The following is a 21,460-nucleotide window of genomic DNA, read 5'->3' on the forward strand; positions in this document are numbered from 1 at the left end:
GATCAAGCTTCAAGCCGGAACAGAGTTACCCGTTCAGCGATGAAAACAGCTTCTGCCCTTCCTGCACCCAGGGATAAATGAAAACCTGAAACGTGTACAGGATCGGAATACCGGCCAGCACGAACAGAACGTAAGAGGCCGATTCCTTGCGGCTTTCCTTCGCGAACTCCAGCTTATCCTTATAGTCCTGAATCCGCTCGCGAAGCAGCCTGTAATAATCTTCGCTGTCGTGAAGCCGGAGCGAATCGATCGTTTCGACGAAGCTTACGCCTTCGTCGGTTCCGATCCGCCGCTTGAACCGGCGCAGCGCTTCTTCGGCGTCGTGGTACCATTCCGCGAGCAGCCGCTGCATGTCTCCCCGCAGGGCATGCGTGAAAGGCAGGCAGCGCATCAGCTTCGCGTGGATATGCAGCGACGAGCCGGACAAATAAAGCAGTTGGTTGCTGACGACATAGATTTCCTTCATAATCCGCTGCGCCCTCAGACGGGACAGCGAACGCAGCCAGATGCGATCCCACAACGCCGCCCCGTACAGCACGGCCAATCCCGACAATACGGCAAATGGCGACAGACGAATCCACGCGTCCAGATCGAGCAGAACGTACGCGGCCGCAACTGCGGGCGCCGTTACGACAATGACGCGCCTGGCCAGCACGTAGACGGCGGCGTCTCCCGTATAGCCGCAGCCTGCCAGCAGCGCTTCCCGCTCGGCGAAGGCGGGCTTGTCCCGCTCGATGCCGAACGCGCGCAGCCAGCGGTCCGATACCGCCCGCCCGTACCGCTCCGCTCCGCTTAGATGCGTCCAGCGCGGCAGCCGTTTCGGCAGCATACGCAGCAAGAACAGCAGCGCCAAAAACGCGAACAAATACTGTCCCGCCAAAGCGGCGCCAAAAACGGCTTTCGAAATCCAATCCTGCATGAAGCGGCCTCCTTTACATTTTTTCGGGACAGCCACAAGCCCATCAGAAACGAAGCGAAAATCAGCACCGCGGCGTTCAGCAGCATATCCCGTCCCTGCGGGTCCAGCACGTAGTACAGATAGGAATTGTCAGGGTTGTAATGAAAATTGATGCCCATAAACAGCGCCAAAAACAAAATCGGCGTAAAGTTGGCCAGCCGGATTTCCAGCAGCCTGGTGCGTTCCTGCTCGTTGGCGCGGCGCGCCTTGCGCATATCCGTTATCAGTTCCTTGACATTGTCGGTGACGGGGTGCCCCTCCGTCAGCGCCGCGCTCAATATATTGACAAAATAATCGGCCCAGACATGCCCGAGCGACGCCGCGAAGATCCGCAGGCTTGCTTCGTCGTCGCCGCGCACCGACAAATTGCGGTACAGCTGCTCGAATACCGCCTGTATCTGCGCCGGCATCCGCTGTTCCTCGACCGCCCGCTGCAGAGCGGTGCGGATATGCCGTTCTCCGGTTACGAGGTAGCACTGATAGAACAGTTCAACCGCCGGCAAAAAATCAAGTCTGGTCTGCATTTGCCGGTGAACGAGCAGCGTCCGCAACAGCGTATAAGGCAGCAGGGCGAGCACGGCGCCGAGCAGCAGGCATCCTTTCACGCTCTGAAACAGCAGCGCTCCCGCTGTCATGCCGGCGAGCATCAGGAGCCCCGACAGCATCACAAGCCCTTCCGGCCGCATCGGCACGCGCATCGATTCGAGCAGCTCGGACAGATGTCGGTACGGACGTTCGAAGCGCCTGACCGAGTTCGCAACATACAGGTAAAGACGGTGGCGGCGGCGATAAACAAGCCGTCCGGCATAATGGCGGCTATCCGTCCAAAGCCGAAGCAGGCTGAAAAAACATAGAAACAGCAAAACGAACAGCAGCGCCCCCGCCCCTGCCGCAGCCAGCGCCGTCATCCGGCATCGCTCCATCCTTCAGCCGCGGCTGCAAGCCGCTGAGCGGCGCGCGGAGACGGGGCGGAGGGATAAATCCATTCGCCGGCCGCTTCGTCGTAACGGACCCAGTCGCGCACGATTACGGTTCCGTCCTGCCAGCCGATCTCCCCGATGCGGACGATGCGCCGCCGGCCGCCGATCTGCCTCATCTCGACGCCGATCTGGGTGACGTACTCCGCAATTCTGCGCGTCAGACGTCCGGCGTCCATCCCCCGGCCGTCGAGCATGCACATGTCGGCGATCGCGTCCGGCACATCTTCCAGCGCATTCGCGTGCACCGTCGTCATGCTGCCGGCATGGCCGCGCGTGCAGGCGCGGACGTAGATGTTGGCGTCGTCGTCGCGGATCTCGGCATGAATGATGCGCTGGGGAGATTGACGAAGGGCGAGCTTGAACGCCTGGGCCGAGCCGTGAAGCGGGTCGTCCTCGTCGATTTCGTATTCGATCGCGTTCTTCGCAGGAAAGTCGCGGCGAATCATCATCTCCAGCCTGCTTTCGATCGTCACGATTCGCTCGGCGTCCGGCAATTCGGCCACGAGCGCCTTCAGCAAATGCGTCTTGCCCGAATTCGTCGGACCGATGACGACCAGATTGAAGCGGGCTCGCAGCACGTCCAGCAGCATCTGCCGGATCCGCCCGTTGATCGTGCCGTAACGGGGCTCGCACAGCGCCTCCAGGCTGAAAGAGCGGACCGTATAGAAACGGATCGTCAACGTCGGTACGGCGGTAAAGCCGAAGCCCGTCATCGTCACGCGCGAGCCGTCCCTCAGCATCACCTCCGCCCATCGTTTGCGCGGATTGATCCGATCGTTGTTGTACAGCACCAGGTTTTGCTGGATGCGCTCGACGTCCCGCACGGACTCGAACGAATACGCCGAAGGCCGGGCTTCCCCGCCGCGCACTTCGAATATGTCGGTGCCGACGACCTGAATCTCCTCAAGCCCTTCCCGGTGCTGCAGCACAAGCTCCAGCACGTTCATCCCGATCACCTCGGAGAAGAGCGCTTCGGCCAGCGACTGGTACGGATGGCGGAACCCGGGAAGCTCGTGGATGCGGCGCCGGATCAGACGGTCGGTAATGAGCGCCATAATTTCCGCCCGTTCACGGGGGAAGCCGAGCACGGCCCGGTTCAGCTTCTCGCCGTACAACCGCCGCTCCTCTTCCGTGGCGCCGCGCGGCGCGGCCAGATAGGCGCGGATATCGTCGGCAAGGCGCTCGAAATCGCCGGTTTCCTGTACGGCCAGCGCCGCCGGCTGCCATTCGTCCGAATCGGCCTCCGGAAGCTCCAGCCGGATTCGGGCGGAGAAGGCCGAAGGCGAGAACTTGCCGGCTTGTCCGGCTGCGCTCTCCTTCATGACCCGGCTCCGTTGCGGTATGCGAGCAATTTGCGATACCATGGCTGCGATCCGGCGGCCTGACGCCGCGCGATACCGTACCGGCCAAGAATCGCATCGGCCGTCTCCCGCATCGCCTTGCGGCCCTGCTCGTCGCTCCGCAGCCATTCCTCGATCCGCCCGCTGTCCAGCTGGGAAAACAGCGATTCCGTCAGCCGCAGCTCGCCGATTCGGGTTAAACCCATCTCTTTGCAAATATCTTTCACGCTGTATCCTCCATTCTTCCAAGGGGGGTGTATAATAATTGCTTCATACGCTTGCGGCGGAATGCCGAACAAGGGCGAGACCTGGCCGATCCAACGCTTCCCGTCTTCCTGAAAGTGCGACAGCGCGCCGGTCGTTACGAGCATGCGGGCGTCGGCCCTGCGCAGCGAACAGACGGTTGCGGCATTGTCCCAATATGCCCCGAGGTCCAACGTAACGAGCGAATAGGTGGAGGCGGCCACCGCAAGCAGATGATCGGCCTCCTCCGGCGTAAAAATTCGGCCTGGTCCCGCAGCATGTTGCCAAACAGCACATGCAGGTTTGGCATACCTTTGACCCGGTGCGAAGCGTGCAGCAGCTTCTCCGGCGTCAGCGACCCGGCGCGCAGCTCGGGGCGCAAGCCGTCGAGCGTCGAGGACGGACCGTCCATTCCGAGAAACCGGTGAATCTTGGCGCTCTTCAGGTTCATGCACAGAAAACCGACAGGCTTGCCGCTCGCTTCGGCTGTCCGATAAGCGAAGGCGAAAGCCGCCGAAGTGACGCCGATATTCGGGGTCGTGCCGACGAATGCGATTAACGGAGCAGGCTTCACCTTCCGCTCACCTCCGGCGCCGCGCCGGTTACGTCCAGCGACAGCGGGCTGTAGGCGATGACCAGCTTGCTCTCGCCTGTTCTGCACAAATTGTCGATGGTCAGCCATTGCTGCTCGGTCAGATTCAGGTTAATGTAATCGATCATGCCGTTCGCGTCGCGGCGCGACGCATACATCCGCTCGCGGTCTCCGCGCGCCAATGACAGCAGGTTCGGATTGCTCAGATCATCGATCTCCACATTGCCCGACGTCTTCACGGAAGCGACGGTCACGACATCCTCAAACAGTCTGGCCGATTCCGTCGGCCCTCCCGAAACGTAAACGACGACTTTGTCGCCGGCGCGAATGCCGTTCGATACGGAGAGCACATATTCGCGCGGAATTTGGAAGGTCGATTGATCGCTACCCGGCATCAGCCGGAAACGGTCGATCTTCCACAAGAGCAGCGGCTCTCCTTGCCCGAGCGGAACAACCGCCTCCATTCCTTCGACCTGCGACGCATCGAGCAGCATCTGTTCCGCATCGTACGACGACCTGGCGATAGCGCGATATTCGAAGTCGTCCGCCGATAGCCTCGCTCCGGCAGGGAGCAGCCGTTTCGGCACGACGACGCGCACCGTCTCCTGCCGTTCGAGCTGCTGCAGCTGGAACGAATAGATTCCGTACACGAGCAGACCGGACAGAACAGCCGCCGCCAGACTGATCATTGCATTTCTCCTTCTGTTCATCGTCACTCCTCTCTCCCCGGCAAGCGAACAAAAAAGAACGCAGGCAGGAGCCGCACGGGCTCTCCGCTTGCGTTCTTCGCAAAGCGTTCGCTTAATCATTCTGAAGGATTCATAATATCGAGTGACTATATATTACCAGCGGATTTCGATTTTGTCCACACTTTTTATACAAAATTCTCCTTTTTTGCGAGTTATCCACCTATTATGTCGAATAATCGCGAAAAATCGTCCGGCAGCAAATGTGGTACGGCCGCCCCAAATCGGTTATGATGGGGAAGTAAAAGCCGCCAATCAGCGGTAAATGCGGCCGACCTGCCGCATCATCTGGAGGAAATAACGAAAAGATTATGAAACGGCTTGCCAAATCTCTGTCATCCAAAATTACACCGGCGCGCATACTCGTGCTCGGCTATCTGATCGCCGTCATCCTGTCGTCCGTCGTTCTGACGCTGCCCATCAGCCTTCAGGAAGGCGTTCGTATCGGCTGGTTCGATGCGCTGTTTACGGCCACCAGCGCGGTAAGCGTCACCGGCTTGACCGTCGTGCCGACGGACTCCACGTTCAGCTTCTTCGGGAAGTTCGCGCTCATGTTTATGTTCCAGCTCGGCGGAATCGGCATTATGACGATGGGCGCGTTTGTGTGGCTTATTCTCGGCCGCAACATTACGCTGTCGCAGCGGCGGCTTATTATGGTGGACCAGAACCGCCCGCAACTGTCCGGACTCGTTAACGTCATGCGGATGGTGCTGATGATGTCGCTCATCATCGAAGGAACCGGCACGCTGATTCTGACTTTTTATTTCAAAGCCGCCGGATACCACGAGGAATGGCTGGAAGCGCTGGGCTTCGCGATTTTCCACTCCGTCTCCTCGTTCACCAACGCAGGCTTCGACATTTACGGCGATTCGCTTTACCGTTTTGCCGCGGACTACTTCGTCCAGTCTGTCACGATCGTGCTGCTGGTGCTCGGAGCGATCGGCTTTCCGGTTCTGATCGAGCTGCGCGAATATTGGCTTCGCCGGAATGAGAAGTTTCGCTTCTCCCTGTACACGAAGATGACCGGGCTGATGTATATGCTGCTTGTGGTCGTCGGCACCGTCGGCATCCTGCTGTTCGAGAGGGGGCAGCAGATGGAGTCGCTGCCTTGGCACGAGCAGCTGTTCTATGCGCTGTTTCACTCCGTCAGCACGCGCAGCGGCGGGCTTGCGACGACGGACGGGAGCTTCTTCAGCCTGCCGTCGCAGCTTCTGCTCGCCATACTGATGTTCATCGGGGCCAGCCCGTCCAGCGTCGGCGGCGGCATCCGCACCACGACGTTCGGCGTCATGCTGCTTACGCTGTACAATTATGCGCTCGGGCGCAATGAAGTGCGCGCATTCAACCGGGCCATCAAGCAGGAGGACGTCACGAAGAGCTTCGTCGTTTTCTCCGTGGCGTCGATACTTGTACTCGGCAGCACGATGCTGATCGCCAGTATGGAGCCGCCTGCCATGTCGCTGGCCGCGATCCTGTACGAGGTATGCTCGGCATTCGGAACGAGCGGTCTGACGCTCGGCATTACGACCGAATTGTCCTTGGGGAGCAAAATCGTGCTGATCGTGCTGATGTTTATCGGCCGGATCGGCGTACTGGTGCTGCTGTACCTGTTCCGCAGCCGCAAGCAGAAGCAGCTCGTCCACTATCCGAAGGAAGACATCATCATCGGCTGAACGGTCGGCCGAGCGTCCGCAGTCCGCGCAAAAAAAACAAGAGCTGTCTCCTTGCAGATTGTGCAAAGAGACAGCTCTTGCCTGCGAAATGCCGGCGGTTTAAAAATCGATCAGTCCGACACTGATCATAAGGGATTCGTTCACTTTCCGCATCATGTCGTCGTCCAAATGGGTAATTTTGTCCGTTAAACGCTGCTTATCGATCGTGCGGATCTGCTCCAACAAAATGACCGAGTCTCTGTCAAATCCGTGCGCGGCGGCATTGATTTCGACATGGGTCGGCAGTTTCGCTTTTTGGATTTGAGCCGTAATAGCGGCTATAATGACAGTCGGGCTGAAACGGTTGCCGATATCGTTCTGGATAACGAGCACCGGCCGCACTCCGCCTTGTTCCGATCCCACCACGGGCGATAGGTCGGCAAAAAAAACATCACCGCGTTTTACAATCAAGCTCTACACCCCGCTTACGAGACGGCCGAGTGTATGGTCGGCATCTTCCTCCGCATGAAAAGCTTCCGAGGCCATGTTCAGATTGATGATCGCCATCTCGAGGTACCCGCGCTGCATCGATTCCCGGATTTGCCGCTTTCTGCGCTCCATAATATACAGCTTCATAGCCTGACGGATAAATTCGCTGCGATTTCCGTTCTCCTTGGCGACAATTCCGTCAACTTCCTCTAACAGCTGGTCTGGCAGGCTGATCATAATCCGTTTCGTATTCTGTACGTTGGCCACCGAACTAGCACCTCCAAAACTTTTCCAATACCATCATTATGTCAATAAAAGCCGCGCACTATACTTCATCATATCTATGAACTGCATGGATTCGATATGCAGCTTTCCCCTGCAAGCTATTATTTTCGCCTTTACCCTCCAAAATCCTCCACGAAAGACAAAAAAATTCGAGAAGAAATATCTTACATCCCGAACCGACCGTCATGGATTCGCCAGCATATTCGTAATCGCCACCGTTTGGCCGTTGCGAATGTAAACCCTTGGCACGCGGGCGGCGATCATGCACGTCACCTCGTAATGGATCGTGCCGAGCCATGCGGCAAGGTCGTCGGCATGAATCGTTTCCCCGCCCTGGCTTCCGATCAATACCGCCTCTTCTCCCGCTTCGACAGGGCCCAGGCGGTCCGAATAGGCCGGATCGAGGGCGATCATGCATTGGTCCATGCAGATCGTGCCGAGCACCGGCACCTTCACGCCGCGCACCAGCACCGACGCCTTGCCCGACAGCATCCGGCTGTAGCCGTCGGCGTAACCGACCGGAAGCGTACCGATCCGCTCCGTCTTCTCCGTCACGTACCGGGTGCCGTAGCTGATGCCGGAGCCCGGCGGCGCATCCTTCGTCATCACAATTTCCGTCTTGACGGACATGACCGGCTCAAGCCGGATGCGCGTACGGTTCACTTCGTCGGACGGATACAAGCCGTACATGCCGATACCGAGACGCAGCATGCCGCCGCCCCATTCGGGCGTATCGATTCCGGCCGCGCTGTTGCCGGCGTGCACGAGCGGCAGCTCCACGCCTTCTCGGCGAAGTTCGTCCGCCAGCGCCCGAAACCGTTCGTGCTGCATGCGGGTGTAGCTCTTGTCGCGTTCGTCCGCCCGCGCATAATGGGTGAATAGGCCTTCCACTTCGAGCTGCGGCACGGCGAGCGCCCTCCGGATAAACGACAGCGCGGGCCGGCCAGGCGGCAAGCCGAGCCGACCCATGCCCGTATCGATCTTGATGTGAACCTTCAGCCGTTTGCCGCCGCCCGGCAGCGCCGCCGCGGCCTCCAGCACATCGTCGCGGAAAAGCGCAATCGTGATGTCCGCCTCCCGCGCGACGGCCAGCGCCGAAGCCGGAACGTATCCGAGCACGAGAATCGGCGTACGAATGCCGGCTCTTCTGAGCTGCAGCGCTTCGTCAAGAAACGCCACCCCCAAATAATCGACACCCCATGCCTCCGCTTCCCGGGCGATTTCGACCGCTCCATGGCCGTAAGCGTTCGCTTTGATGGAAGCGAGCAGTTTCATATCCCGGGGGATGGCGGCCCGGTAACCGTTCAAATTGTTCCGCAGCGCATCCAGCGATATCTCTGCCCTGGTCGGGCGATAGTATGCATCCATACGCTTCACCTTCTCCTCTTCCCTCGAAAACCCAATAGCATTAATGTTAATGGTTGAGGATAGCACTGTCAATGAAATGGAGCACACCGCCCGCAGGTACAAAATGGAAACGTGCCGGATGCGCTATTTCGTCATTTCGTCGCTTCGTTCTGGACGGATTGGGCGATTTTAATCATCTCTTCCTCGGTCAGATCGCTGCTCGTCAGCCGATATTCCATTCCGTCGTACGTCCAGGTCAGCGTCATCGGCTCCTCGCCGCTAATCGATCCCATCGTAAAGCCCAGGTCGATCATAAAGCCCGGTACGAACGATGCGGCCACATCTTTCGGCTGCGTCTGAATGAGCGTATAATTGTACGTTCCGCCATAACGATGCATGACGCCCGCGTTGCCGCCGAATACGATATCGATCGAATCGATATGCGATACGCCTTCCGGCAAATAGGTCGGTTCGCTGGCGACGAACTCCGGGGCCACATCGGCGGACGCGCCGGCATCCGGATCGGAACCGATTTCCGCATCGCTCTCCGATTCTTCCTCGCCGGACGTGCCAGCCTCCGAGCCCGTCTGGGCGTCCTGACCTTCGCTCGTCCCGGCTTCTCCGTCCGCACCGCTTTTCGGGCCGGGAGCGGCGACATCCTCTCCGCCGGTCTCCGGCGTTGTCGCGGCTTCTCCGCTCTTGGCATCCGGCGCTTCCGTCTCCGGCTTGCCGCCTTCACCGGACGCATTGCTGCCGTCGGCGCCGGCCGTCCCCGCATTCAAATTCGTTTGCGTATCGAATGCGCTCTTGTCAAATTGCGTATCGAATTCAAAGCTGTCGAATTTGACCTGCACCATAACCGTCGCATTGCTGTCGCTCACTTCAACCTGACGCGGCGCATAGTCCTTTTTATCCAACCAAATTTTCTGGCGGGCGAGCGAGCCGTTCTGGTAGCTGGCCATGACATCGAACACATAAGCGTTGTCGTCGACGGCAAACTGGCGCGAATTGTCGAGCACGATGCTGCGGACGAGCGTCTGATACAAATACACTTGCCCCTGATTTTGCGGCCAGTCGCTCTGGAACCGGAACACCTTGTTCAGTTTGGGCGTCAGGACAAACACGCCTTCGTCGTTGCGCAGCACGATCTGGGTGATATCCTTTTTGGCGTTCGTGAGGGCGATCCGGTAATACTGCGGCTTCTGGTACCATACTTCAACCTTGTACTCCAGCGGCTCCTGGCCGGTATGGAGCGTCATCGTCCCGCTTCCTTTGTAGCTTTCCATGCCTCCGACGACTTTGTCGAGTTCCTTGACGATGGAATCGGCGTCTTTGGCTCCGCAACTGGCGAGCAGCATCGATAAGCAAGCGACGATGGCCGCAATCCATGTGATGCGACGCATTGACAATCATCCCCTCTGCACAATGTTTTTGCAACTGGTTCATGTCTATGAGGGAACTTGGACATTTATGCGGACTGGCGTGAACAAGCGTGACAAGTTTTGAGGAGGGGACGCAACCGAATTGCGTCCCGCGCGAATCCGTGCGGAGAAGAGGGGTTCCGTCCGGACCGTAACCGGGCATGGTTACGGTGATTGCAGCATTCGTGCCGCTATGTCGTACCGGAAGAGCAGGGAGGAGGGGGGAAACGATGCCCGGACCCGCACGCCTCGTCAGCCGGCTAGTTGGCGCGGCCGTCCGGCGTCTTCATGCGGACCGTGAACGCGAATACCGCTCCGCGGGGCTTGTTGCTCCGCACTTCGATCCGCCCGCGCATCAGCTCGACCAGGTTTTTGCATATGGCAAGCCCCAATCCGGTGCCTCCGTATTTGCGGGTCATCGAAGAATCGAGCTGTGAGAACGGCTGGAAGAGGAGCGGCCTTTTTTCCTCGGGTATGCCGACCCCCGTATCGCGAACTTCGAATTCCAGCTCGACGACTTCACCGTCGGAACGAACCGGGCGGACGAGGACGTGAACGCTGCCCTCGTTCGTAAACTTGACGGCGTTGCCGACCAGGTTGATGAGCACCTGGCGCAGCTTCGTCACGTCGCCGACGACATATTCCGGCAGCGCCGGGTCCATGGAATAGCTCAGCTCAAGATTTTGCTTTCTGGATTTCGCCACGAACAGATCGATCGCTTCATTCATGCATGACTCGAGATGAAACTCCACTTCCTCAAGCTCCATCTTGCCTGACTCGATCTTGGCATAATCGAGTATGTCGTTGATGACCGACAGCAAAGCGTCGCCGCTATTCTTGATAATTTCCGCGTATCCCCGCTGCTCCTCGTCCAGATCGGTTTCCAGCAGCAAGGCCGCCATGCCGAGGACGCCGTTCATCGGCGTGCGGATTTCGTGGCTGACCATCGCCAGAAAATCGGTTTTGGCGCGCGCCGCGATTTCCGCTTCCTCCTTGGCTGCGACAAGCTCCATCTCGCTTTGCTTGCGCTGGGTAATATCGCTGACCGTGCAGGCGTATATCCGCTCGTTGTCGACGATCGTGCCGCCCAGCTTGATTTCCGCATCGAAGACGCTGCCGTCCTTGCGCACAAGGCGGATTTCGAGCGGCATCGAAGCGCCGGACGGGCCGTCGGCGCCGCCGACCATATTGGTCGGGATAAGATCTCCGCTCATCAGGGAAGGGAGAAGCATCGTAACCGACCGGCCGAGCACTTCGGTTTCGGTATACCCGAACATCGTTTCCAGCGCCGGATTGACGGACAGGATGCGCCCTTCCTGATCGAACGTGATCATCGTATCGACCGACGTGCCGTTGACGATCCGCGCCTGGGCTTCCGCCTTGGACAGCTGGTAGGCGGTGCGCATCAGTTCCTTGTTGATTCGCTCCAGTTCCTTCGTCTTCTGATGGAGCAGTTCGCTTTGCAGCTGCAGCTTCTTGTTGTTGACGAACATGCTGACGAACCCTTCGATCTTGGTCCGCAATATTTGCGGGTCGAAGGGCTTCAGCATGTAATCGATCGCGCCCACGGCGTAGCCGGTAAACTGATGGCGGTTGTCGTTGCCCGCCGCGGAGATGAAAATGATCGGAATTTCCTTCGTTTTCTCATGCGACTTGATCAGCCGGGCGGTTTCGAACCCGTCCATGCCGGGCATCTGCACATCGAGCACGATAACCGCGAAATCGTCGTACCGCAAGCAGCGAAGCGCCTCTTCCCCGGAGAGGCATTTGACGAGACGATAATTCGAATCCCCCAGCACCGCTTCAAGCGCCAGCAAATTTTCCGGATTGTCGTCGACCAGCAAAATATTGATGGGACCGTCAAACACGACCATGCCTATCACCTGCCTGATCATAAATTTTACCATAAAGCCGATTCTGCCAATCCGGTTCTTATTAGTCCGATGCTCACTATATACCACGAGTCGGAAGACGCCAAACGGCAAAGAACTGCGCCAAAAGAAGGATATATTTGAATCCATTTTCCTACATGCCGGTAGGCTTTACGTTTCATTTTTTTCCAAACGGCGGAGATTTGCCGGTAAACGTGGACCTGAAAGCTTTTCTGCGCGTAAATGTACATATGATACATTAAAATTTTATATGGAAGAGGAGGAATTATATGAGGAAATACGGACTGCAACGGAAAATTTGGGGAAGTTTGCTTGCCGCCAGCGTCTTCATTGGCACCGTATTTGCGCCGGCTGCCGCTTCGGCCGCAGACTCGAAATTCGTGGATTCGATCTGGAAACGCTATACCAATATCGAGAAAGCGGAAGAAAAGCTGTACCTGGAAACTCTCAAACATCGGACACTGGAGTTCAAAACATTGCTGCAATCGGCAACCGAACAGCAGAAGGAGCTGGAACGCATTATCGCGGAGGACCAGAAATACCTGGAGAACTTGTACGAAGAGGATCTTGAACAGCTGGAGCGCACATACGGAGACAATCGGGACTACAGGGCAAAACTGGCCGACTACAGGAGGCAGCTCAGTCCAAGCTATACGCCAGGGGTCATGTGGGACTACTATAAGGCGGCCAACAAGTCCTACACCTCGAGCGCGCACTGGAAATTCGACAAAGCCGTTTCGCCAAGCTATTCGATGGGCGTCATGTGGAAATACAGAAATGAAGTGAATCCGTACTACTCGACGAGTACGATGTGGAAGTACCGCAATACGGTCAATCCGCATTACTCGACAAGCACGATGTGGAAATTGCGCAATGAGGCGAACGAGAACTACAGTGCCGGCACAATGTGGCGCTATGCCAAGGGGAAAATCACGAAAGCCGCCGCCCAGAAACAAATGGATCAAATATTCCGTGACGCCCAGGCCAGTCTGCAGCAATTCCGTTCGGATACGAAGCGCAAGCTCGACAACGTCCGCGACAGCTCGGTACGGCAACTGACGGAAATCCGTGACAGCATGATCGTGACCATTCTGGAGAAGCGCGAAAACGCGATCACGAAGCTGAACGAGATGAGACAGTCGTCTTTCGGCGGAACGCTGACCGTCCGACCGCTTGAAATCAAATTCCCGCCGCTCTCCGCAAGAGTGCCGGCGCCGAACGAAATCAAAGTCTATATCGACGGCGAGCTGCAATCGTTCGAACAGCCGCCCGTCGTCATCAATGGCAATACGCTTGTGCCGATGCGCGCGATCTTCGAGCGGCTGGGCGCCAAAATAACGTGGAATTCGGCGACCCAAACGGTAACCGCAGTTAAAAACGGCACGCAAATCGTGCTCAAGCTGAAAAGCAAAAAAGCGCTCGTCGGCGGGGCGGAAGTCGAACTGTCCGTTCCGGCGCAGGCGATCCGCCAAACGACGATGGTGCCGCTTCGTTTCGTAAGCGAAGCGTTGGGAGCGGAAGTCAAGTGGAACGCAGCGGAAAGAACGGTAACGATCCGTACAGATCAATAATAATAGAAGAAGGGGCTGCCCGCGGCAGCCCCTTCGCTTTCGTTTGTTCACGACCGGGAAGCGTTGTTCCGAAGCTTCTCGAGATGCTTTTTCCGCAGCTCTTTTTTCAGCTCTTCCCATTTGTCCTTGTTCGCTGCTTTCGCCTTGCGGATATCCTCACGCAGCTGTTCCTTTGTCTTGCCCTCAACCGGCAGTCCGAAATACCGGGCCACGTATTGCAGCCGCGCCATCTCTCTCGCTTCCCGGTCTTTGTCGCATTCCTTGCGTTGCTTATGCACCTTGCCGTCCGCAGCGTCCGGAGCCCGTTCGGCGGAGGAAGGCTTCGGCTCTGCAGCCTGCGGCGGCTTGGCGGCCCCGGGCGCTTGCTCGGCAGCTTGCGGCGCCGTCTCGGCTGCCTGCGGCGCCGCAGCGAGCGCCGATGCGCCGCCGGCCGTCAGCGCAATAACGATTGCGGACACGAGCAGTTTTCGATACATGGATGCTCCCCTTTCTTCAGTGCGGCACTGGCCGCTTTTTCCATGTATAGAATACCCGGCGTGGTAAAGTTTCATTCGAGCGGGGTTTTTCCGTCAGCGGCGGGGAGACACCAGACCAAATGCAGCATGCCGGACATATAATGTTCCGCTTTTACAATCCTTAGCGGAGACGCCTGAATGAGCCCCATGATGTCCCGGTTATGATGGCAGCCCGCAATCCGGTAGGCCAACGGGTCCAGTATGTTTTGGGCTAAAGCGATCGCCTTGTTGGAACTGAGCCCATGCTCCATCAACAAGATTTGGCCTCCGGGCTTGCACCAGCGATTAAGATTATGTAAAACGTTTTCCGGATTGCGATACGCGCATAAAGACAGGGTGGAGACGACCGTATCGAACGATTGTTCAGGCAGAACGAGACGGTCCACATCCCCTTCGATATACGTTATGTTCAGACCGTATAGCCGATTGCCAGCTGTCTTTGCTTTTTCAAGCATGGCCGGACTAAAATCGACCGCAGTCAGCTCCACGCCCTGAGGGTAGACGGGAAAATTCGCTCCCGCTCCGACCCCCAGCTCCAATACCTGTCCGTGGGCCGAACCCAGCAATTTCCTGCGAAGATGACCGAGCTCTTGCGTCATTCGTTTTTTTCATATCGCTTCGCTTGCCGATTAAATTTTTTTACTTGCTTCTCGACGTTCATCACCTCACTCTCACCTCATCAACACTATATTCAAATACTTATAGGTTTGTAAATATAATTTTCATTTTTTATTTTTTGTCGGCCTTATGATGCGCGCGCTGCCGCCATACGGCAGGCGTCACGCCGGTATACTTTTTGAACGCTTTCGAAAAAGACGGCAGGTCGGGATATCCTACCGATTGCGCGATTTCGGCCAACCTGTAGTCGGTCTGCTCCATCAACAGCTTCGCTTCGTTCATCTTCAAGCTTTGCAAGTATTTAAGCGGCGGCATCCCGTATGTCCGCGTAAACTGCTTGGTAAAATAGGTCCGTTCGACGCCGACATAGTCGGCCACGCCCTCGATCGAAATCCCGTCCGCATAGTGAATTTCCAGATAGTCCTTTCCTTTCTGCAACCAATTCCGCGGCTCCTCGGCGCGCGCACCGCTTGCATAAGTTGCGGCCGTCACGGAGTCCAGAATCCGGTAAAACATGCTCAGCCTCGCCAGATCGGAATGCGCGTCCGTCTCGACAAGCTTGAAAAACTGCTCGATCAGCTCCAGCGTATCTTCCGTCAGCGCGTTCTCAATATGCGAATGGTAAGGCCCGAGCCCGATCCGTTCCAGCAATTGCAGCGCAAGCTTGCCGTCAAAAGCGAAGAACACTTTTTTGAGCAATTTGCGGGGGTTTGTATAATATTCGTGCGTCACCTGCGGAAACAGGCAAAACAGGTCGTTCGGACGCAGACGGTACGTCCGGTTCCCCTGGATGAACGTCCCTTCCCCTTCAACCACAAAAAGCAGATAGTAGTATGGCGTAATGCGCGGACCGATATGATAGTTGGGCTTGGCGATATTGGCGCCGAGCCGGATCGGCCAGGCCGCGCCCGCGCGCTCGAAAGCGGACGGAGTGAAATAGTGGATTTCCAGCAGTTCGTGATGATCCTCTTTCATGTTGTTGAACATACGACCACCTCATAGGAATCTATATGCAATGAAAGATATGGCAAAACCACAAAATGACAAACAATTTCCGCCACGAATTGCCATAGACGACGGCGGAAGCGACCTGCTATGATCATTATCAATATTAATCCTATCATTTTAATCGGTTATATACCAGACATCTGGTTATGGCAATTCGGGAAATCACGATTATTACGAAACATCGCGTACAAAGGGGCTCGAAAACATGGCAAAGCAAACCAAAGTCGAATTCGGTTGGTTTATTCCAACAAACGGGGACGGCCGATATTTGGGCGTCAAGCCGGAACGGGAACCTTCTCCGCAATATTTCGTTCAGGTTGCGCAGGCTGCCGAACGGGCCGGATACGAGTTCGCACTCATTCCGGCGGGAGGAGATTGTTGGGACGGCTGGATCGTCGGCTCCTGGGTGGCGGCATCGACCACCAGGCTGAAGCCGCTTGTCGCCGTGCGGCCCGGTTTGCTGACGCCGGGGCTTGCCGCCCGCATCGCGGCGACGCTGGACCAGATGTCGGGCGGACGGGCGCTGATCAATGTCGTAACCGGCCACTATCCGGAAGACTTGAAAGCGACGGGCGATCCGCTCTACGGCGACCATGACGAGCGCTACGCGCGCACCAAAGAGTTTCTGGACGTGTTGACAGGGGTATGGCAAACGTCTGCGGAGTCCGGCGGATTCCATTATGAGGGACGGCACTACCGGATAGAAGGCGGTGTCTGCAAGCCGTCTGTAGTGCAGCGTCCGTATCCGCCGCTGTATTTCGGCGGCAGCTCGCCCGCGGGCAAGCGCGTCGCGGCGGAAATGGCGGATGTGTACCTGATGTGGACAGAGCCGGTGGACTGGATCCGCGAACAAATCGCCGAAATGCGCCGCTATCTGGACGAGGTGGAGACGGAAAAGGCGTCAAGCGCGAACTGCGCTACGGCATCCGCGCGCAAATTGTGGTGCGGGAGTCGGAAGACGAAGCGTGGGAAGCAGCATGGAACATTTTGAGCAAAGCCGACCGCAAGCTGATCGACGAACGGGAAAAGCGCCATGCCAACACGGACGCTGTCGGCCAGAAACGGCAAATGGAGCTGTTCGCGGGCGCCAAAAACAAGGATTATCTGATCGGCCCGAATCTGTGGTCCGGACTGTCGGCGGTGCGCGGCGGCGGCGGCGTGACGTTCGTAGGCACGCCCGAGCAGGTGTCCGACCGCATTGTCGAGTTTGTCGAGGCCGGCATTACGTCGTTTATTTGTCCGGATATCCGCATCTTGAAGAAGCCGAAATATCCGGCAAGCTGTTTCTGCCGCTGGTCAAGCGGAAACTGGCTGACAAAGGTTACAGCGTCACATGACGATGCGCGCACATCGCGGAACGGGATGACATCCGCGCCGCATTTTTACAGAGAAAATAGGCAGGAGGGGCATATCGAGATGAAGATCGGAATCACCAAAAACGCAAATTCGTGATGTTATGGGCACTGACGCTTGCCATGACCTTGATTTTGGCGGCCTGCGGCTCATCCGGCAACGAAGCGGGCGAAACATCGTCTCCCGCAGGCGAATCGTCCGGCAAGCAGGTGACGATCAGCTTTATCCACTGGCGGGGCGAGGATAAGGAAGTGCTGGATCGTATCATCGGGAAGTTCGAAGCGGAAAATCCCGGCATCAAAGTCGCCACGCAAATCTTCCCGTCGGAGCAATATCAGTCGACCGCGCAAGCCAAACTGCTGGACGGCTCGACCGGCGACGTATTCACCGCGTTCCCCGGCGCGCAATTCGAAGCGATTGCCAAGGCGGGCCTGTTTGCCGATTTGAGCAACGAATCGTTTATTGACCGTTTCGTACCGTCGCTCATCGAAGCGGGACAGAAAGACGGGCAGCAGCTCGCCATCCCGTACCAGCTGGTGTACAACATTCCGATTTACAACGTCGAGCTGTTCGAGAAATACGGCATCGAAGTGCCGAACGACTGGGACAGCTTCCTGAAGGCTGCGGAAACGCTGAAAGCCAATGGCATCATCCCGATCGCCTTCCCCGGAGCGGACATCGGACCGGGTCAGTTCATGAATCCGATGGTGATGAACAATGCGCCGGATGAAGAGATTTTCGCCAAACTGGAAGCGGGAACGGCCAAATTGACCGACGAATGGTGGGTCAAGACGCTCGAACAGTTCAAGACGCTTAACGACAAAGGATATTTCCAGAAAGACGCGCTGGGTACGAAAGGCGATGCCGCCATTGCCCTGTTTACCCGGGGAGAAGCGGCGATGCTGGCCACCGGCTCCTATCAGCTGGCCGGCAACAAAGCGATCAATCCCGATCTGAAGCAAGGTTTGCTGGCGCCGATTACCGTGCCGGCCGACCAGGCCGTCTATGAAGGCATTCATACGACAACCTTCATGCTCGCGGTCAACAGCCGCTCCAAGCATCCGGAGGAAGCGAAAAAGTTCATCGAATTTCTGAGCCGGCCCGAAATTGCGGCGGAATACGCCAACGGAACCGGACAGAACGTAACGGTGAAGGATGTGGAATATACGAGCGAGGAACTGCAAATTGTGTCCGAGTGGACGAAGAAGAAGACGCGCTTCCAGCCGCGCTTTACGATTACGAACGCCGAAGTGCAGAAGGCCGTGCTGAGTTCCATCCAGGCCGTACTGGGCGGAACCGATCCGCAGAAGGCTGCGGCCGACGCGCAAACGATCGTGGACCAACAGATAGGAAAGTAACGCCATGAAAAGGTATGTAAAACTGCTGCCCTTCTATCTTCCCGGACTGGCGCTGTATCTCGTATGGTTCATCTATCCGACGCTCACAGGGTTTTATTATTCCTTGACCGACTGGGACGGCCTATCGCCGTCCTATCGGTTTGTCGGCCTGGACAACTACGGCGCGGTGGCCGGGGATATTCTGTTTCATAAATCGTTCGTCAACAATATCAAGTTTATGCTTACGGTCGTCATCCTGCAGACGGTGCTGTCGCTGCTGCTCGCGCTGCGGCTGTCCAGGCAGAGCAAGCTGAACATCGGCCTGCGCGCGCTGTTTTCGTGCCGACGATTCTGTCTTCCGTATCGGTCGGTTTTATCTGGACGTTCGTCTACGATCCTTCGCTCGGACTGCTGAACGGCGCGCTGAAAGCGGTCGGACTGGAATCGTGGACGCATAACTGGCTCGGCGACGCCAAAATCGCCATCTTCTCGGTGGCGGCGGTGCAGGCGTGGGCGCATATCGGCCAAATGCTGATTCTGTTTGTCGCGGGCATCCAGGCGATTCCGCATGAGCTGATCGAATCGGCAAAACTGGACGGAGCCGGCCCGCTCCGGCTGTTCGCCAGCGTCATGTGGCCGCTGCTCGCGCCGGCGGCCGCAATCGTCGTGTCCTACACCACGATTCAGTCGTTCAAGGCGTTCGATCTCGTCTTCACCATGACCGGCGGCGGCCCGAACTACGCCACGGAAATTTTGTCGACGTATATTTACAACTCCGCATTCATGAACTATACGTTCGGCAAGGCTTCCACCGCGTCCGTATATTTTCTTGTCCTGATTTCGCTGATGACGTACCTGCAGTTCCGCACGCTGCGGACGGAACGTATATCTTAAGCTAGGCTGGTGACATGATGACACTGAAATGGCTCGGCAACTTGCTCGTGATTTTGTTCGCTATCCTGATCATCGCGCCGCTGCTGATCGTGCTGTTCACCTCGTTCAAAACCACGCCGCAATTTTACGCCAGCCCGCTGGGCTTTCCGGAATCGCTGTCGTTTCACAATTTCATCGCGCTGTTCGAAGGACAGCCGATGCTCGCCTATTTTCGCAACAGCATTGCGGTCACGCTTTCGACGGTCGCGCTGGAACTGCTGACGGCGGGCTGCATCGCCTATGCCATCTCGCGCTCCGGCAAGCGGATCGGCAATCTCGCATTCGGCCTGTTCGCGCTCGGTCTGATGGTGCCGTCGCAGATCAACATGATTCCGATTTACGCCATGATCCGCAGCCTGGGCTGGACTAACAGCCTGACCGCGCTCATTGTCGTGACAAGCGCGGTACTGCTGCCGCTGGCGGTGTTCATGCTGACCGGCTTCATGAAGACGCTCCCGAAGGAGATACTGGAGGCCGGCGAAATCGACGGCGCGGGCGAGTGGCGGCTGTTCACCCGGATCGCCCTGCCGCTTAGCGCGCCATACTTTGCGGCGACGGCCGCTTTTCTGTTCGTTATCGTGTGGAACGACCTGCTGTTTCCGATGCTGCTTCTGAGCGGCAAGGACAAGCTGACGTTGCCGCTGGCGCTGCTCAGTTTTCGCGGCGAGTACGTCTCCAACTATCCGCAGCTGCTCGCGGGCGTAGTCGTTACGGCGCTGCCGATGATTGTGCTGTTTGTGCTGCTGCAGCGGTATTTCATCTCGGGAGCGCTGGCAGGATCGTTGAAAGGCTGAAACTTATCCGGCTCTGATTTCAGTTGTTCAGCACATAACCGCAATCAACGGCGCTGCCTTAAAGCGCCAATAGCGACAATAGCTGCGGATGCTTCTTCGGCTACAGCTTGAATACGACCGTCTTCCGCTTCAGGCCGACGGCCTCGTCCCTCAGCAGTTCAGAGGAAGCGGAAATTTCCTGCATGATGGCCGTCTGTTCCTGGGCCGCGTGGGCAACGCGGGAGCTGCCGTCAGAGATCGAGAATGCCGTATCCGCTATTTGTTTCGCCATCTCAAAGGTGCTGTTTATTTGTTCGGTCTGGGAAGTGATATGCTCGACGATGCTGTGCATGGCGCCGGCCGCTTCATTCACGGATGCGATGACTTCGTCCAGCACCACTCTTGCGCTCTCCCCGGTCGCCGTTTCGCGGCGAATCAGTTGCGCCTGTTTGTCCGTTTCATCGACGACCGTCAGCGTCTGCTCCTGCATCTGTTTGACAAGCTGATTGATTTGTTCCACTGCGGACGCGCTATCTGCGGCCAGCTTGCGTATATGATGCGCGACGACAGCAAAGCCCTGGCCGTGTTCGCCCGCGTGAGAAGCTTCGATCGACGCATTCAGCGCAAGCAAATGAGTTTGATCGGCGATGTGTCCGACAAGCATCGAAATTTGGCCGATTTCGTTCGCCTGATGCTCAAGGTTGCGGACGATTTCCAGCGTCTTCTCGCCGGCTTCCGAAATGTGGAGCATGCCGTCCACAAGAGAGCGAAGCCGGGCTGCGCTGTCTGCGATTGTGCTGACCATCGTTTCAGTAAGCTGTATAGCATGTCTCGCTTCGCTGCTGATTCCCTGTGCCGTCTTGGCCGATTGCTCGGCAGCGGCCAGCATCTTCTGAGCCGAGTCGGCCTGTATGGAAGCGCCGTCCGCCATACGGTCAATCGTGACGGAGATCGTTTCGATCTGTCCGGCCGCTTGTTTAATCGCCGCATCGAGCGTGTCGACGCTTCGGTCCGTAACGTTAATGCTTTCGGAAACTTCCGAAATCATTCTTTTCAGATTATCGAGCATCACCTGGAAGGAATGGTGCAGGGTTCCGATCTCATCTTTGGAACGATATGCAGGGATCGTTACGCTCAAATTGCCTTCGGCGACACTGTCGACGACACGGGTCAGACGAAGCAGGGGCCTTATGATCAGCTGGGCAGCGATCCATCCGAGAATGCCGGTCCATAATACGCCCAAGACGAGGACGCCGGAAACATAGACCCACTCTTTCATATCGGGAGCCAGCAGCGGCTTCAACTGAAAAATAAAGAAGGCGCTGGTTCCGTAGGTCGTAATCGAAACAACCAGTATACCGAGAACAAGCTTAAATACAAGACTGAGCTTCAAGCGAAATCCCCCTA

The 21,460-nt window shown here is 57.2% G+C and carries 22 protein-coding genes and 1 pseudogene; 8 read left to right on the plus strand and 15 right to left on the minus strand.

Annotated elements, in window-relative coordinates:
- Positions 1–25: 25 nt before the first annotated feature.
- From PACILC2_RS15035 to PACILC2_RS15055, 6 genes are read right to left on the minus strand one after another with little or no spacing between them, the layout of a single operon-like run.
- Positions 26–865, minus strand: coding sequence for a hypothetical protein (locus PACILC2_RS15035; protein ID WP_244863535.1), 840 nt, complete (start codon positions 863–865; stop codon positions 26–28).
- Complete coding sequence (locus PACILC2_RS15040; RefSeq protein WP_244863536.1) at positions 793–1,866, minus strand: type II secretion system F family protein; 1,074 nt, start codon at positions 1,864–1,866, stop codon at positions 793–795. The genes PACILC2_RS15035 and PACILC2_RS15040 overlap by 73 nt, the downstream gene beginning before the upstream one ends.
- Entirely contained in the window at positions 1,863–3,260 is a 1,398-nt protein-coding gene (locus tag PACILC2_RS15045; protein WP_062495322.1) for an ATPase, T2SS/T4P/T4SS family, read from the minus strand. The genes PACILC2_RS15040 and PACILC2_RS15045 overlap by 4 nt, the downstream gene beginning before the upstream one ends.
- A complete protein-coding gene (locus PACILC2_RS26995) occupies positions 3,257–3,649 on the minus strand; it encodes a hypothetical protein (protein ID WP_244863537.1) in 393 nt (130 codons plus the stop codon). Before PACILC2_RS26995 ends, PACILC2_RS15045 begins: the two co-directional genes overlap by 4 nt.
- Positions 3,640–4,095, minus strand: coding sequence for a hypothetical protein (locus PACILC2_RS27000; protein ID WP_244863538.1), 456 nt, complete (start codon positions 4,093–4,095; stop codon positions 3,640–3,642). Before PACILC2_RS27000 ends, PACILC2_RS26995 begins: the two co-directional genes overlap by 10 nt.
- Positions 4,092–4,823, minus strand: coding sequence for an SAF domain-containing protein (locus tag PACILC2_RS15055; protein WP_213529315.1), 732 nt, complete (start codon positions 4,821–4,823; stop codon positions 4,092–4,094). The genes PACILC2_RS27000 and PACILC2_RS15055 overlap by 4 nt, the downstream gene beginning before the upstream one ends.
- Positions 4,824–5,170: 347 nt before the next feature.
- On the opposite strand from PACILC2_RS15055, the gene PACILC2_RS15060 reads away from it, so the two are divergent.
- Entirely contained in the window at positions 5,171–6,532 is a 1,362-nt protein-coding gene (locus tag PACILC2_RS15060; protein ID WP_062495328.1) for a TrkH family potassium uptake protein, read from the plus strand.
- A gap of 99 nt (positions 6,533–6,631) precedes the next feature.
- Here the strand turns inward: PACILC2_RS15060 and PACILC2_RS15065 are convergent, their stop codons facing one another.
- The 5 genes and pseudogenes from PACILC2_RS15065 to PACILC2_RS15085 form a co-directional block, all read right to left on the minus strand.
- Positions 6,632–6,982: a type II toxin-antitoxin system PemK/MazF family toxin gene (locus tag PACILC2_RS15065; RefSeq protein ID WP_062495330.1), complete on the minus strand. Its 351-nt coding sequence runs from the start codon at positions 6,980–6,982 to the stop codon at positions 6,632–6,634.
- 3 nt (positions 6,983–6,985) lie between these two features.
- Complete coding sequence (locus tag PACILC2_RS15070; protein WP_062495331.1) at positions 6,986–7,267, minus strand: CopG family ribbon-helix-helix protein; 282 nt, start codon at positions 7,265–7,267, stop codon at positions 6,986–6,988.
- A gap of 201 nt (positions 7,268–7,468) precedes the next feature.
- Entirely contained in the window at positions 7,469–8,653 is a 1,185-nt protein-coding gene (gene alr / locus PACILC2_RS15075; RefSeq protein WP_213529316.1) for an alanine racemase, read from the minus strand.
- A gap of 131 nt (positions 8,654–8,784) precedes the next feature.
- Positions 8,785–10,035 (minus strand): outer membrane lipoprotein-sorting protein, encoded by a 1,251-nt coding sequence (locus PACILC2_RS15080; protein ID WP_213529317.1) that lies wholly within the window; start codon positions 10,033–10,035, stop codon positions 8,785–8,787.
- 365 nt (positions 10,036–10,400) lie between these two features.
- A pseudogene (locus PACILC2_RS15085) lies at positions 10,401–12,074 on the minus strand (ATP-binding protein); the annotation flags it as partial.
- A 140-nt stretch (positions 12,075–12,214) separates the two neighbouring features.
- Here PACILC2_RS15085 and PACILC2_RS15090 point away from each other — a divergent pair.
- A complete protein-coding gene (locus tag PACILC2_RS15090) occupies positions 12,215–13,516 on the plus strand; it encodes a copper amine oxidase N-terminal domain-containing protein (RefSeq protein WP_213529319.1) in 1,302 nt (433 codons plus the stop codon).
- A gap of 47 nt (positions 13,517–13,563) precedes the next feature.
- On the opposite strand, the gene PACILC2_RS15095 is transcribed toward PACILC2_RS15090, so the two are convergent.
- The 3 genes from PACILC2_RS15095 to PACILC2_RS15105 all read right to left on the minus strand — a co-directional run bounded on the left by PACILC2_RS15095 (position 13,564) and on the right by PACILC2_RS15105 (position 15,636).
- On the minus strand, positions 13,564–13,992 hold the full coding sequence (locus PACILC2_RS15095) for a hypothetical protein (RefSeq protein WP_213529320.1): 429 nt from the start codon (positions 13,990–13,992) through the stop codon (positions 13,564–13,566).
- Between the two features lie 71 nt (positions 13,993–14,063).
- The gene (locus PACILC2_RS15100) at positions 14,064–14,630 is read right to left on the minus strand and encodes a class I SAM-dependent methyltransferase (RefSeq protein ID WP_244863539.1); all 567 of its coding nucleotides are present in this window, start codon (positions 14,628–14,630) and stop codon (positions 14,064–14,066) included.
- Between the two features lie 130 nt (positions 14,631–14,760).
- Positions 14,761–15,636, minus strand: coding sequence for a helix-turn-helix transcriptional regulator (locus PACILC2_RS15105; protein ID WP_213529321.1), 876 nt, complete (start codon positions 15,634–15,636; stop codon positions 14,761–14,763).
- A 226-nt stretch (positions 15,637–15,862) separates the two neighbouring features.
- Between PACILC2_RS15105 and PACILC2_RS15110 the strand changes: the two genes are divergently transcribed.
- Genes PACILC2_RS15110 through PACILC2_RS15125 form a run of 6 tightly spaced genes read left to right on the plus strand, consistent with a single transcriptional unit; the run spans position 15,863 to position 20,074 of the window.
- Complete coding sequence (locus tag PACILC2_RS15110; protein ID WP_307860598.1) at positions 15,863–16,648, plus strand: LLM class flavin-dependent oxidoreductase; 786 nt, start codon at positions 15,863–15,865, stop codon at positions 16,646–16,648.
- The gene (locus PACILC2_RS28740) at positions 16,600–17,109 is read left to right on the plus strand and encodes an LLM class oxidoreductase (RefSeq protein WP_307860599.1); all 510 of its coding nucleotides are present in this window, start codon (positions 16,600–16,602) and stop codon (positions 17,107–17,109) included. Before PACILC2_RS15110 ends, PACILC2_RS28740 begins: the two co-directional genes overlap by 49 nt.
- Positions 17,109–18,368, plus strand: coding sequence for an ABC transporter substrate-binding protein (locus PACILC2_RS15115; protein ID WP_213529333.1), 1,260 nt, complete (start codon positions 17,109–17,111; stop codon positions 18,366–18,368). Before PACILC2_RS28740 ends, PACILC2_RS15115 begins: the two co-directional genes overlap by 1 nt.
- A 4-nt stretch (positions 18,369–18,372) precedes the next feature.
- A complete protein-coding gene (locus PACILC2_RS28745) occupies positions 18,373–18,762 on the plus strand; it encodes a carbohydrate ABC transporter permease (RefSeq protein ID WP_307860600.1) in 390 nt (129 codons plus the stop codon).
- Positions 18,687–19,241 (plus strand): carbohydrate ABC transporter permease, encoded by a 555-nt coding sequence (locus PACILC2_RS28750; RefSeq protein WP_307860601.1) that lies wholly within the window; start codon positions 18,687–18,689, stop codon positions 19,239–19,241. Before PACILC2_RS28745 ends, PACILC2_RS28750 begins: the two co-directional genes overlap by 76 nt.
- 14 nt (positions 19,242–19,255) lie before the next feature.
- Positions 19,256–20,074, plus strand: a complete 819-nt coding sequence (locus PACILC2_RS15125; RefSeq protein WP_307860602.1) for a carbohydrate ABC transporter permease — start codon at positions 19,256–19,258, stop codon at positions 20,072–20,074.
- A gap of 100 nt (positions 20,075–20,174) precedes the next feature.
- Here the strand turns inward: PACILC2_RS15125 and PACILC2_RS15130 are convergent, their stop codons facing one another.
- Positions 20,175–21,446 carry a methyl-accepting chemotaxis protein gene (locus PACILC2_RS15130; RefSeq protein WP_062495347.1) on the minus strand — a complete coding sequence of 424 codons (1,272 nt, stop codon included), beginning with the start codon at positions 21,444–21,446 and terminating at the stop codon, positions 20,175–20,177.
- Between the last annotated feature and the right edge of the window lie 14 nt (positions 21,447–21,460).

Origin of the sequence: Paenibacillus cisolokensis (assembly GCF_018403665.1) — a bacterium.
Lineage (GTDB): Bacteria > Bacillota > Bacilli > Paenibacillales > Paenibacillaceae > Paenibacillus_AH > Paenibacillus_AH cisolokensis.